This is a genomic window from Streptomyces sp. NPDC029526, assembly GCF_040637405.1.
In the GTDB taxonomy this organism is placed as follows: domain Bacteria; phylum Actinomycetota; class Actinomycetes; order Streptomycetales; family Streptomycetaceae; genus Streptomyces.
This window is the reverse complement of record NZ_JBEZWE010000025.1, coordinates 1-13824: the sequence shown is the minus strand read 5'-3', so window position 1 is coordinate 13824 and position 13824 is coordinate 1. Positions and strand designations below refer to the sequence as shown.

The 13824-nt window shown below is 71.3% G+C and carries 9 protein-coding genes; 4 read left to right on the top strand and 5 right to left on the bottom strand.

All coding sequences use genetic code 11. The features are described 5' to 3' along the window. Nucleotides 1-218: 218 nt before the first annotated feature. The 5 genes from AB0F01_RS29445 to ppdK all read right to left on the bottom strand — a co-directional run bounded on the left by AB0F01_RS29445 (nt 219) and on the right by ppdK (nt 8458). Complete coding sequence (locus tag AB0F01_RS29445) at nt 219-1007, bottom strand: hypothetical protein (protein WP_362101936.1); 789 nt, start codon at nt 1005-1007, stop codon at nt 219-221. 671 nt (nt 1008-1678) lie between these two features. Then, nucleotides 1679-4318, bottom strand: a complete 2640-nt coding sequence (gene adhE, locus AB0F01_RS29440; RefSeq protein ID WP_362101934.1) for a bifunctional acetaldehyde-CoA/alcohol dehydrogenase — start codon at nt 4316-4318, stop codon at nt 1679-1681. A gap of 187 nt (nt 4319-4505) precedes the next feature. Beyond that, complete coding sequence (locus AB0F01_RS29435) at nt 4506-5153, bottom strand: CBS domain-containing protein (protein ID WP_362101931.1); 648 nt, start codon at nt 5151-5153, stop codon at nt 4506-4508. A gap of 93 nt (nt 5154-5246) precedes the next feature. Further along, the gene (locus AB0F01_RS29430; protein WP_362101928.1) at nt 5247-5630 is read right to left on the bottom strand and encodes a hypothetical protein; all 384 of its coding nucleotides are present in this window, start codon (nt 5628-5630) and stop codon (nt 5247-5249) included. Nucleotides 5631-5761: 131 nt separating this feature from the next. After that, complete coding sequence (gene ppdK, locus AB0F01_RS29425; protein WP_362101925.1) at nt 5762-8458, bottom strand: pyruvate, phosphate dikinase; 2697 nt, start codon at nt 8456-8458, stop codon at nt 5762-5764. Between the two features lie 232 nt (nt 8459-8690). On the opposite strand from ppdK, the gene AB0F01_RS29420 reads away from it, so the two are divergent. The 4 genes from AB0F01_RS29420 (at nt 8691) to AB0F01_RS29405 (ending at nt 13737) form a co-directional block, all read left to right on the top strand. Next, a complete protein-coding gene (locus tag AB0F01_RS29420) occupies nt 8691-9635 on the top strand; it encodes a universal stress protein (protein ID WP_362101922.1) in 945 nt (314 codons plus the stop codon). 307 nt (nt 9636-9942) lie between these two features. After that, complete coding sequence (gene pflB / locus AB0F01_RS29415) at nt 9943-12201, top strand: formate C-acetyltransferase (RefSeq protein ID WP_362101919.1); 2259 nt, start codon at nt 9943-9945, stop codon at nt 12199-12201. Further along, a complete protein-coding gene (gene pflA, locus AB0F01_RS29410) occupies nt 12198-12944 on the top strand; it encodes a pyruvate formate-lyase-activating protein (protein WP_362101916.1) in 747 nt (248 codons plus the stop codon). Before pflB ends, pflA begins: the two co-directional genes overlap by 4 nt. Nucleotides 12945-13038: 94 nt before the next feature. Continuing rightward, nucleotides 13039-13737: a response regulator transcription factor gene (locus AB0F01_RS29405; RefSeq protein WP_362101913.1), complete on the top strand. Its 699-nt coding sequence runs from the start codon at nt 13039-13041 to the stop codon at nt 13735-13737. Nucleotides 13738-13824: the final 87 nt, after the last annotated feature.

Genomic DNA, 13824 nt, shown 5'->3' with positions numbered 1-13824 from the left:
CACCCGGCGAACCGTCGCAGCGGGCATGGGAGCGATCAACGCAGTGCACGTGGCGCGGCCGGGCCTGGCGGCGGCAGATTCCGCCAAGGCACCCGGCTCGTGCGGGCCGGCACCACGGCTCGCACGCACCGCCCTGACACCGAGGCGCTACCGGTCCGGACCGGCTCAGGAGTTCGCCTTGGCTGTTCGCGCCTTCGGTGCTCGTTCGCCTGCTGACGTCAGCCGCGTATGCCATCCAGTCGCCCCATCCGCAGGTCAACGACGTGGTGCAGCACCACCAGCATGAACAAGGCGAAGGAGTGCCTGGCCAGGTGCGGGGTGCAACACGGAGGTTCGGCGACGACGCCGTCCAGCACCTCGGCGCATCTCAGCGACGCAGTGCGAAAGGCGTTCTCCCACGACGCCGGGCGGAACGGCAGACCGGACTCGTTCAACCACAACCACAGCGGTTTCGGCCCCGCCGGGCCTTCGATGAACAACGTCATCCGCTCGGCCGCGTCCGCATCGGACAGCGGCGTCCGCCCCTCGACTCCGTCCTGGTGCCGCCAGTGCAGCACCTTCTTGCGCAAACCCGCGACCTTCGTGACCAGCCGCATCCGCGGCAGACTCTCGTAGCGGCCCTTGGCCTGGGCGCGGCGGATCCTGTCCGCCCGCGACGACTCTATGTAGCCCTCGACGCCGCCGACCACCGGCGCCAGGCGCCCCGAGTAGTAGCGGGCACCGCCCAGCTGTGTGCGCGGGTTCTCGATGGTCAGCAGCGATGCCGCCTCGGTCAGCCGCATTCCCGACGACAGCAGCAGGTCCGCGAAGGCCGCGTTGCGGTCCTCCAGCCGCCCAACCCAGCCCGCCGCCAGCACCCCCTGGGCTGTGTAGCCACGCAGGCCGACGTTCACCCACATGCGGGACGTCCGCGGCGTCAGCCAGTGGACATCGCTGGTCTTGGCGCCCTTCGCCCGTGCCTGCGGAACCCGCATCACCTGGCCGGTGCGGCCGATGACGTCGCGCATCAGGACCGGATTCCGTACGACGTGCTCGCGCCAGTCGGCCCACTCGTGGAGGCGGGTTAGCGCGGCCAGTCCCCGGTTTCAGCGGGACCCGCCGACCTTTCCCGGGCTCGCGCTGGCCCGGGCCCGCCAGTACTCGAAGTCCGCGAGGTCGTCGTTGGTGGCCTGGTTCTAGACCTTGCCCCGGCCCAGAGGAAGTCGAAGAACAGGCAGCCAGTCGTCCGTGTAGGCGCGCTTGGTCTTCGGCGCCGGCTTTGCGAACCCCGACCGGCACAAGTAGAGGCTCAGCAGTTCGTCGATCCGGTAGTCCGGCGACAACATGATCGGGTCTCCCGGATGGGTCCCGGTCCTCACGGTCGGACAGATCCTCCATTTCCGCAAGTACGGGTATCCAATCCGCTGGGATCGATGGCCGTTCGGGTGACCAATACACCTGCCACCGCACGTGCTCCGCCTTTTAGTTGGGCGCCATCAACACGCTCATCCAATAGGGAACACGTCTCGTGCGTCATATGGACAGCCAAGTGCACGTGCCCGCCGGGCAGCAGGGCCCGATGGTCCACGCGCCGGGGTCGTGGACCCCTCCGGCATGCCGGCCGGTACCGCCCGGCACGGCGAGGCCGCCGCGAGGAAGCGGTCAGGCTCCCGTACGGCGGCTTCCGGCACGGCCGTGTTCAGCCGTGGTAGGCGGTGCGCATGAGTTCCTGCATGTCGGCGAGCATCGGCATCCTCGGGTTGGCGGGTGCGCACTGGTCCTCGTAGGCGTTGAGGGCCTGCTGGGGCAGGGCGTCGAGGAAGGCGCGCTCATCGACGCCGAGGGCCTGGAACGTCGGCTCGATGCCGACGGCGTCGCGCAGGCGCTCGACGGCGGCGGCGAGGGATTCCACGCCCTCGGCCGGGGTGGCGGCGGGCAGGCCGAGAGTGCGGGCGATGTCCTGGAAGCGTTCGGGGGCACAGTAGTTCTCGTACTTGGGCCAGCCGGTGAGCTTCGTGGGGACGGTGCCGTTGTAGCGGATGACGTGGGGGAGCAGGACCGCGTTGGTGCGGCCGTGCGCGATGTGGAAGGTGGCGCCGAGAGTGTGGGACATGGCGTGGACGATGCCGAGGAAGGCGTTGCCGAAGGCCATGCCCGCGATGGTGCCGGCGTTGTGCATCTTCTCCCGGGCCTCCGCCGCGTCTCCACGGTTGTTCACCGATGCCTCGAGATGGCCGAAGATCAGACGAATGGCGTGGAGGGCCAAGCCGTCGGTGAAGTCGTTGGCGTAGACGGAGACGTACGCCTCGATGGCGTGGGTGAGGGCGTCGAAGCCGCTGTCGGCGGCGAGCGCCGGGGGCAGGGCGGTGGTGAGGAGGGGGTCGACGATGGCCACGCTGGGGGTCAGCGCGTAGTCGGCCAGCGGGTACTTCTTGCTGGTGGCGGGGTCGGAGATGACGGCGAAGGGGGTGACCTCGGCGCCGGTTCCGGAGGTGGTGGGCACGCACACCAGACGGGCCAGCCTGCCCAGGGTGGGGAAGCGGAAGGCGCGCTTGCGGATGTCGGAGAACTTCTGCCGCATGTCGGCGAAGTCGATGCCGGGCTGCTCGTACAGCAGCCACATCACCTTGGCCGCGTCCATGGGCGAGCCGCCGCCGAGCGCGATGATCGTGTCGGGACGGAAGTCCCGCATGAGGTCGGCACCGTGCTGTACGGAGTCGATGCTGGGTTCGGGCTGGACGTTGTCGATGATCTGGAGGGTGACCGGTTCCCGGCGCCGTTGCAGGACGCGGCTGATCCGGTCGACGAAGCCGAGACGGGTCATGGTGGCGTCGGTGACGATCGTGACGCGGTGGACGTCCGGCATGGAGGCCAGGTAGCGGATGGCCTGCGGCTCGAAGTAGATCTTCGGCGGGACCTTGAACCACTGCAGGTTGTTGCGGCGGGTGGAGACCCGCTTGACGTTGAGCAGCTGGGCGGCGGAGACGTTGTTGGACACCGATGTGCTCCCCCAGGAGCCGCAGCCCAGGGTGAGCGAGGGCAGCAGACCGTTGTAGACGCCGCCGATCGCACCCTGCGAGGACGGCGAGTTGACGATGATCCGCACGGTCTTCATCCGCTTGCCGTACGCCTCGGCCATGGCGGGGTCCCCGGTGTGGATGACGGCGCTGTGGCCCTGGCCGTGGAAGGCGACCATGTCGGCGGCCAGGTCGAAGCCGTGGCGCTCGTCCTCGGCGCGCAGCACGGCGAGGACCGGGCAGAGCTTCTCGCGGGTCAGCGGCTCGTCCGGGCCGACGCGTTCGGCCTCGACGAGGATGACCGAGGCGTTCTCCGGCACGGAGAACCCGGCCCGTTCGGCGATCCAGGCGGGGCTCTGGCCGACGGCGGACGCGTTGACCTTGGGCTCGCAGCCGGCGCCCGACCCGCCGGTGGCGGGGAACAGGAAGGACTCCAGCTTCGCCTTCTCCTCCGGGGTGGCCAGGTGGGCGTGGAGGGTGCGGAACTCGGCGAGCGCCGCGTCGTAGATGTCGGTGTCCAGGATGACGGCCTGCTCGGAGGCGCAGATCATGCCGTTGTCGAACGCCTTCGACAGCACCAGGTCGTTGACGGCCCGGTGCAGCTTCGCGCTCTTGTGCACGTACGCGGGGACGTTGCCGGCGCCCACGCCGAGGGCGGGCTTGCCGGCCGAGTAGGCGGCCTTGACCATGGCGTTGCCGCCGGTGGCGAGGATCAGTGAGACGCCCGGGTGCCGCATCAGAGTGCGGGTGGCCTCCACCGACGGCTGCTCGATCCACTGCACGCAGTGCTCCGGCGCTCCCGCGGCGACGGCCGCGTCCCGTACGACGCGGGCGGCTTCGGCGCTGCACCGCTGGGCGGAGGGGTGGAAGGCGAACACGACCGGGTTGCGGGTCTTCAGCGCCAGCAGGGCCTTGAAGATGGTGGTGGAGGTCGGGTTGGTGACGGGGGTGACCGCGGCCACCACGCCCACCGGTTCGGCGATCTCGACCATGTCCTCGATGTCGTCGCGGGCGATGACCCCGACGGTCCTCATGTGCCCCATGCTGTGCGTGACGTGCTCGCAGGCGAACATGTTCTTGACCGCCTTGTCCTCGAACACCCCCCGCCCGGTCTCCTCGACCGCCAGACGGGCCAGCGCGGTGTGCTGGTCCAGGGCGGCGACCGACGCCTTCTTGACGATGTGGTCGACCTGCTCCTGGGTGAGACCCCCATAGTCGACGAGTGCCTTGAGGCCGGCCGTGACCAGACGGTCCACGGCGACCGCGGTGTCGGACGGGGCGTCGGTCCCGCGGTCCTTGGTCCGCACGTTCTGTCGGGTCATGGTGGTGTGCCTCCGTCATCAGGGGCCGCCGTGGTGTACGGCGGCGCCGCTCTCTGCCTTCACTGTTCTCCGACAGCGCCTGCCGCAGGAGGCGTCGAAGGGCCCCTTCCGTGTCCGTCCGGCCCGGCCCGGCAGGGACTGTCGGCCCGGGCCGGACGGAGCCACCGCACGGCCGCGCCCGCCGCGTTCACAGGCTCCCGATCCGAGCGGGTGGGGTGGCCGCCGCACAGTCGTCGGTGTGGAAGGTGAGGCGGTTCACCACGCCGACCACGCCTTCGAGGCGCCAGGCGGCGTGAATGAGCTCCGGCACCTGACTGCGCCGTTCGACACGGCCGGCGAGGGTGACGACACCGTCGCGCACGGAGACGAGGACGGCGTCGGACGGCAGCTCCAGCGTGCCGACGACGATGTCTCCGGTCACCTGGCGGCGGATGTCGTCGTCCGCGCGCAGGAAGACCCGGAGGAGGTCGCGGCGGGTGGCGATGCCGATGAGGCGGTCGGCTTCGTCGACCACGGGCAGCCGTTCGACGCCACGGCGCTCCATCAGCCGGGCCGCGTCCGGCACGGTCTGCTCCGGGTGCACGGTGATCGCGGGGCTCGACATCACGTCCTCCGCCGTGAGGGCGGGAGGAGGTGCGGAGCCTTGCCGGTATGCCTGGACGCGTACCAGGTCGCTCCCGGACAGGACGCCGAGGACCTTGTCGTCGGCGTCGATCACCGGCAGCCCGCTGATCCGGTGGTGGTCGAGCAGCCGCACGACCTCCTTGAACGGTGTCGTCCGGTGGGCCTGGACGACGTCCCTGGTCATCACTTCACCGACGGTGTGAGCGGTCATGGCGGATTCTCCTTCACGGGCGCGGACGGACAGGGCCGGAGCCGGTGGCCGGCTCCGGCCCTCCCGCCGGGTCGGGCAGGCGCGGTGCGGCGCCTACTTCTGCGGGCCGCCGCGCCACGGGGGCGGTGCGGCCGTGCGGCGGGTGGTGTCGCCTCGGTGGGCGGCGCGTTCGGTGGTGGCGCGCAGCCGGTCGTGGAGCCGGTCGGCGAGTTCGCGGGCGGTCGCCTCGCGGGCGTGGACGACGACGAGGTCGCCGCCCACCCGGATCTCGGCGCCGGCGGACCAGGGCTGTGCGATGCGGCGGGCCGTGGCCCTGACGATGCGCACGTCGCCGCTGACGGGCGGCAGTCCTGGCCGGTCCAGGGCGGTGCCGACCTTCTCGCGGAGATAGGCGAGGGACTCCTCGTCCACCCTGCCGTCGGCGCGCACCCGCACGGTGGCGGTATTCTCACGGGTACCGATGTCCTTGGCGGTCATGTGATCCACTCCCTGTGATCGTTCTGGGACACCTCAAGACTGCCGCGCTTGCCCTCCGTGTCCCAGAGGCGACCGACCTCGGTGGGAGGGGCTCCTCGGCCCCTGGCATCAGGGCCGAGGAGCCCCGGGCCTCACCTGCTGTCGCTCCCTTCGGTCTCCTCCAGCGCCGCCCGGCCCGCCTCCAGCCGCGCCACCGGCACCCGGAACGGTGAGCAGGAGACGTAGTCCAGTCCCGCGGTGTGGAAGAAGTGCACCGAGTCGGGATCACCGCCGTGCTCGCCGCACACGCCGATCTTGAGGTCCGGGCGGGTGGCGCGGCCCTCGGCGACGGCGATGCCCACCAGCCGGCCGACCCCGTCACGGTCGAGCGTCTCGAACGGCGACGTGGGGAAGACGCCCTTGTCGAGGTAGGCGGAGAAGAACTCGGCTTCGACGTCGTCACGGGAGAAGCCCCAGGTGGTCTGGGTGAGGTCATTGGTGCCGAAGGAGAAGAACTCCGCCTCCTCGGCGATCCGACCGGCCGTCAGGGCCGCCCTGGGCAGCTCGATCATGGTGCCGACCGGGCAGTCGACGCCGACCCCGGACGCCTGTGAGACCTCGGCCAGCACCCGCCGCACCTCCTCGCGCACGAGGTGCAGTTCCCGGACGTCCCCGACGAGCGGGACCATGATCTCCGCATGCGGATCTCCGCCGCTCAGGAGGCGCTCGGCGACGGCCTCACCGATGGCCCGCACCTGCATGGCGACCAGGCCGGGGACGACCAGTCCCAGGCGTACGCCGCGCAGGCCCAGCATCGGATTCTCTTCATGCATGCGGTTGACCGCGGTCAGCAGCTCGACGTCGTGCGGGTCCGGTTCCTCGTCACGGGCCTGGGCGGTGGCGATCCGCACCGCCAGTTCGGTGTGGTCGGGCAGGAACTCGTGCAGTGGCGGGTCGAGCAGCCGGATGGTGACCGGCAGGCCGTCCATCGCCTCCAGGATGCCGGTGAAGTCCTGCCGCTGAAGGGGGAGAAGGTCTGCCAGGGCCCGGTCGCGCTCGGCGTCCGTGCCCGCAAGGATCATCTGCTCGACCAGCTTGCGGCGCTCGCCGAGGAACATGTGCTCGGTGCGGCACAGGCCGATGCCCTGTGCTCCGAACCGGCGGGCGCGGGCGGCGTCCTCGGGAGTGTCGGCGTTGGCCCGCACCTCCAGGCGCCGGACGGTGTCCGCGCGGGACAGGGCCCGGGCCACCGCGTCGACCACGCGACGCGCGCCCTCGTCCTCCCGGCCGCCCTCCAGGAACCGGATGACCGCCGAGTCCACCAGCGGCACCGATCCCGGGTACACCGCTCCCGCGGAGCCGTCCACCGAGACGACGGTGCCCTCCTCGACGACGGTGCCGTCCGCGGTGGTGAAGCGGCGGGCTTCGGTGTCCACGGTGAGTTCCTCGGCGCCGCACACGCAGACCTTGCCCATGCCGCGGGCGACGACGGCCGCGTGGCTGGTCTTGCCGCCCCGGCTGGTGAGGACCGCCTGGGCGGCGATCATGCCGGGCAGGTCGTCGGGGGTGGTCTCCTGCCGGACCAGGACGGCCTTCTCGCCGGCCGCGGCGCGCCGTACGGCCTGGGCCGAGTCGAAGACCACGGCACCGACCGCCGCGCCGGGGGAGGCCGGGACCCCGCGGGCGAGCGCGGTGCCGGTCGCCGAGGTGTCGAAGCGCGGGAACATCAGCCGGGCCAGGCCCTCCCCGTGCACTCGGGCCAGCGCCTCGTCCGGGGTGACGAGCCCTTCGTCGGCCAGTTCGGCGGCCAGCACGAACGCGGCCTCGGCGGTGCGCTTGCCGACCCGCGTCTGAAGCATCCACAGGGTGCCGCGCTCGATCGTGAACTCGATGTCGCACAGGTCCCGGTAGTGCCGCTCCAGGGTACGCATGTGCATACGCAGCCGGTCGTAAGACGTGGCGTCCAGGCGCTTCAGCTCGGCCAGCGGCACGGTGTTGCGGATGCCGGCGACGACGTCCTCGCCCTGCGCGTCGGGCAGGTAGTCGCCGTACGGGCCGGGGCGTCCGGTGGCCGGGTCGCGGGTGAAGGCGACACCGCTGCCGGAATCGGCCCCGAGGTTGCCGAAGACCATGCGCTGCACGTTGACGGCGGTGCCCAGGTCGTCGGCGATGTGCTCGCGCCGCCGGTACAGACGGGCGCGCTCGCCGTTCCAGGACTCGAACACGGCCAGCACCGCCCGGCGCAGCTGCTCGGCGGGGGACTGCGGGAAGGGCTCCCCGGTCTCCAGGCGGATCAGGTCCTTGTACGTCTCGACCAGCTCGGCCAGGTCGGACGTCTCCAGGTGCGTGTCCTCCTCGACGCCGCGCAGCCCCTTCAGGCGGGCGAGGGCCTGCTCGAAGCGTGCGGAGTCGACGCCCATGACCGTGGCGCCGAACATCTGGACGAGACGGCGGTAGGAGTCCCAGGCGAAGCGTTCACTGCCGGAGACCTTGGCCAGCCCGAGGACGGAGTCGTCGTTCAGGCCGATGTCGAGGATCGTCTCCATCATGCCGGGCATGGAGAACCTCGCGCCGGAGCGGACGGACAGCAGCAGCGGGTCGTCCGGCTGCCCCAGCACCCGGCCGGCGGACCCCTCCAGGGCCGACAGGTGCGCGGAGACCTCCTCCCACAAGCCCGCGGGTTCGCTGCCCGTGGCCAGGAAGGCGCGGCACGCCTCGGTGGTGAGGGTGAAGCCCGGTGGCACGGGGAGTCCCAGCCGGGTTATCTCGGCCAGGTTCGAGCCCTTGCCGCCGAGAAGGTCGGCCATGTCACGGCCGCCCTCGGTGAAGTCGTACACGTAACGGACCATGACGCTGCGCTCCTCAAGCGTGGGGGCGTGATGCTTCCAGCGTCGGACGGGGGCGTGCTCGGCGCGAGGTGCCGGCCGTCCCGCCCGGGGGACCGGTCGGCCCCGGCTCGCACCGTCCGTCCCGGAAGGACCTTCGGGAGCCTGGCCGGGGCTGTACGGCCCGTGTACCACCCGCTCGGCCGGGAGGACGCTCGAAGACATCGGAAGTCATCCAGCCGGGAGGGGACACGTCATGCCGCACGACATCGTGGTGGGGGTCGACGGATCGGCCGCGGGCCTCGCCGCCGCGCACTGGGCGGCGCAGGAGGCCCAGCGGCGGGGGAGGGGTCTCACCGTGGTCCACGCCTGGCACCGCCACGCCCGTCCCGCGCCGTACATCCCCATGGACAGCAACGAGCACGACTGCGCCGAGCAGCTCCTGCGGGAGGCCGTACGCAGTGTCCGTGCCGCCCACCCGGGTCTGCGGATCACCGACCGGCTCGTGTGCGACGCGACGGTCACCGCTCTGCTGGCCGCCTCGGCCGACGCCGACCTGCTGGTTCTCGGTTCCCTCGGCCTCGGGGCCCTGAGCGGATTCGTGACGGGCTCCGTGTCCCAGCGCGTCGTCGGCCGGTCCGCCCGCCCGGTCGTCCTGGTCCGGGCGGGGCGGGGAGCCGCCGATGAGCACCTGCCGGCCACGGACGGCGTCGCCCCGGAGGAGATCCCGACAACGCCCTACCGCCGGGTGGTCCTGGGACTGCGGACGGACCGTCCCTGCGACGAACTGATCGAGTTCGCCTTCGACGCCGCCCGCCGACGTGACACCGGCCTGCGGGTGGTCCACGCCTTCCGGACGCCGTTCCGCCCCGCACCCGCTGCCTCGGCGCCCCTGGTGACCGTCGCCCCGGAGGGCCCGGCTCTCGTCCCGCAGCCGCGGGCCCAGACGCTGGCGGACGAGGAGCGCGCCCTGACGGCGGTGCTGCGCCCCTGGCGGGAGAAGTACCCGACCGTCCCCGTGACCGAGGCGGTCACCGAAGGACGCGCCACCGTCGCACTGGTGCGGGCCACCCGGGACGCGGGCCTCCTCGTGGTGGGCCGCCGTACCACCGACCACCGGGTCGGTGCCCACACGGGCCCGGTCACCCACGCCGTCCTGCACCATGTCGGATGCCCCGTCGCCGTCGTCCCGCACGACTGAGGTGGCGGGGGCACATCGGCCGGCTGCCGGCCCGCCGGGGCCGGCCGGTCGGTGCCGGCCCCGGCGGACGTGAGGGGGCACCGGCACCGCGGCGTCACGGTCGGGCACGCGCACCGCGCCTCCCCGGCTGTCCGGCTCTCCCACGACGGAACCGTCCTGCGGTGCGCTGTCGTCGGGACAGGGGGCCGAAGGTCCCGGCCGGCCGGGGGCGGAAGGGACCCGCCCGGTGCCCTGTCCGGCACTCCTCGCCGCGAGCCCGCACGACGAGCATCGACAGTGACAAGACCGTTCGAGGAGAGGACCTGAGATGACCGCGACGGTGACAGCCGGCCCCCGGACCGCCGATGCCTGGCGGCAGTTCGCCGGGAGCGGGTGGCGTGAGCGCATCGACGTGCGCGACTTCATCCAGGCCAACTACACCCCCTACGAAGGCGACGCCGCGTTCCTGGCCGGTCCGACCGAGCGCACGCTCGCGGTCTGGGGCAAGGTGGCCGCACTGTTTCCCGAGGAACGTCGCCGGGGCGTCCTCGACGTCGACCCGGGCAACCCGTCCACCATCACCTCGCACCGGCCCGGCTACATCGACCGCGACCGTGAACTGATCGTCGGCCTGCAGACCGAGGTCCCCCTGCGGCGGGCCATCATGCCGAACGGCGGGCTGCGGATGGTGGAGAACGGACTCAAGGCGTACGGCTACAAGCCGGACCCCTTCGTCACGCGCGTTTTCGGGAACTACCGCAAGACCCACAACGACGGCGTCTTCGACGCCTACACGCCCGAGATGCGGGCCGCCCGCAAGGTCGGGATCATCACCGGGCTGCCGGACGCCTACGGCCGGGGCCGGATCATCGGCGACTACCGGCGGGTCGCGCTGTACGGCACGGACCGGCTGATCGAGGCCAAGCGCGCCGAGCGGGCCCTGCTGGACGCGCGGCCCTCCGGCCCGGACGTCATCCGGGACCGTGAGGAACTGGCCGAGCAGGTCCGGGCGCTGGGAGAACTGACCGAGATGGCCGCCTCGTACGGCTGCGACGTCTCGCGTCCCGCCGCCACCGCGCACGAGGCGGTGCAGTGGCTCTACCTGGGCTTCCTGGCCGCGGTGAAGGAGCAGAACGGCGCGGCGATGTCGCTGGGCCGCACCTCCACCTTCCTCGACGTCTACCTCCAGCGGGACCTGGACGAAGGGATCCTCGACGAGTCCCGCGCCCAGGAACTGATCGACGACTTCGTCATCAAGCTGCGGATCGTGCGCTTCCTGCGCACCCCCGAGTACGACGCCCTGTTCTCCGGCGACCCGACGTGGGTGACGGAGTCCATCGGCGGCCTCGGCGCCGACGGGCGCACGCTGGTCACCCGCACCTCCTTCCGCTTCCTGCAGACCCTGTACAACCTCGGCCCGGCCCCGGAACCGAACCTGACCGTGCTGTGGTCGCCCCGGCTCCCGGCCGGCTTCAAGGAGTTCTGCGCGCAGGTGTCCATCGACACCAGCGCCGTCCAGTACGAGTCCGACGAGCTGATGCGCCCGCGCACCGGCGACGACACCGCGATCGCCTGCTGCGTCTCCGCGATGGCGGTCGGCAAGCAGATGCAGTTCTTCGGCGCCCGCGTCAACCTGGCCAAGGCGTTGCTGTACGCGGTCAACGGCGGCCGGGACGAGATGACCGGCGAACAGGTCGCCCCCCAAATGCCGGCGCTGACCGGGGACTACCTGGACTACGAGGAGTTGTCGGCCTCCTACGACCGGGTCCTGGACTGGCTCGCGCGGACGTACGTGGACGCGCTCAACGTCATCCACTACATGCACGACAAGTACGCCTACGAGCGCATCGAGATGGCCCTGCACGACTATCCGGTGCACCGCTTCATGGCGTGCGGCATCGCCGGCCTGTCCGTCGCCGTGGACAGCCTGTCCGCCGTCAAGCACGCGCGGGTGAAGGTGTTCCGCGACGCGACCGGACTGGCTGTCGACTTCCAGATCGAAGGCGAGTTCCCGGCCTACGGCAACAACGACGACCGCGCCGACGCACTCGCCGTCGACCTGGTGGAGTCGTTCATGGAGAAGGTGCGCAAGCACCCCACCTACCGCGACGCCGAGCACACCCAGTCCGTGCTGACCATCACCTCCAACGTGGTCTACGGCAAGCACACCGGCAACACCCCCGACGGCCGGCGCGCGGGCGCCCCGTTCGCCCCCGGCGCCAACCCGATGAACGGCCGCGACCGGCACGGGGTCGCCGCCTCCGCCCTGTCGGTGGCCAAGCTCCCCTACGAGGCGGCGCGGGACGGCATCTCCCTGACCACCACCATCACCCCGGAGGGCCTCGGACACGTCCCCGAGGAGCGAGCGGGTCACCTGGTCGGCATCCTCGACGCCTACATGTCCTCGGGCGGCTTCCACATGAACGTCAACGTGCTGGACCGGGCGACCCTGGAGGACGCCATGGAGCACCCGGAGAAGTACCCGGAGCTGACGGTCCGGGTCTCCGGATACGCCGTCAACTTCGTCCGCCTGACCCGCGAGCAGCAGCTCGACGTGATCAGCCGGACCTTCCACGGATCGCTGTGAACACCACTGTCGAGCCGGTCACGGGCCGGATCCACTCCTGGGACCTGTCCACGGGAGTGGACGGTCCCGGGACCCGGTTCGTGCTGTTCCTCAGCGGCTGCCCCCTGCGCTGCCTGTACTGCGCCAACCCCGACACCTGGCACATGCGGGACGGGAAACCGGCCACCGTCGACGAGGTGATGGCCGAGATCGAGAAGTACCGGGCCTTCGTCACCACCGCCGGCGGGGGAGTGACCCTCACCGGCGGCGAGGCCCTCCTCCAGCCGGCCTTCACCGCCGCGGTCCTCCGCCGCTGCAAGGAGCTCGGACTGCACACCGCGCTCGACACCTCCGGGTTCCTCGGCGCCCGCGCCACGGACGAACTCCTCGCCGACACCGACCTGGTGCTGCTGGACGTCAAGTCCTTCGACGCCCGCACCTACCGGAAGCTGACCGGCGGCGACCTCGCCCCCACCCTCGACTTCGCCACCCGCCTCGACCGGCTGGGCAAGCGCGTGTGGATCAGGTACGTCCTGGTGCCCGGCTGGACCGACGACGAGGACGCCGTCGACGGACTCGCCGGCTTCCTCTCCGGCCTGGGCTGCGTCGAGCGGGTCGACATCCTGCCGTTCCACAAGCTCGGTGCCGCCAAGTACGACGCCCTGGGTGTCCCCTTCACCCTGCGGGACACTCCGGTCCCCGACGCGGCGCTCGTGGACCGGGTACGGGCTCAGTTCCGTGGACGTGGCCTCGCGGCCCACTGAGGCGGGCGGGCACGGGACCGACCTCCCCTGGACCTCGGCCGCCCTGGCAGGATGGGGAGTTCGACGGAGACCGAGGCATCACGAGGAGCATGCGATGGCGCACACCGAGCAGGGCGACGGCACGGGAAGCCCGATCAAGGTCTTCCTCCTGGACGACCACGAGGTGGTACGGCGGGGAGTGCACGACCTGCTGAACGACGAACCGGACATCACGGTGGTCGGAGAAGCGGCGACGGTGGAGCAGGCACTGATCCGGGTCCCCGCCCTGCGCCCCGACGTGGCCGTCCTCGACGTGCGCCTGCCCGACGGGGACGGAGTGACCGTCTGCCGTGAACTGCGCTCGAAGATGCCGGACCTGGCCTGCCTGATGCTGACCTCCTTCGACGACGAGGAGGCGCTCCTGGACTCGATCATGGCGGGCGCGGCCGGGTACGTGCTGAAGCAGATCCAGGGCTCGGACCTGATCTCGGCCGTGCGGACGGTGGCCCGCGGCCAGTCGCTGCTGGACGCCAGCGCCACGGCCAGGCTGATGACACGGCTGCGGGGCGGCGGACAGCAGCCGGCCGAGGAGCCGGACGTCCTGCCGGGCCTGACCGACCGGGAACGCGAGATCCTGGACCTGATCGGCGAAGGGCTGACCAACCGGCAGATCGGCCAGCGGCTGTACCTGGCCGAGAAGACGGTCAAGAACCACATCTCCCGGCTGCTCGCCAAGCTCGGTGTGGAACGCCGTGTCCAGGCCGCCGTCATCGCCACCCAGGCACGCGACCGGACGCGGTCCGAAGCCCCCTAGGGTCTGTCGTCAAATGATCTTCGATCGGGGATCATGGTCGGGTGATACGTCGCCATGAACTGTCCGATGCCGAGTGGGCCTTCGTGC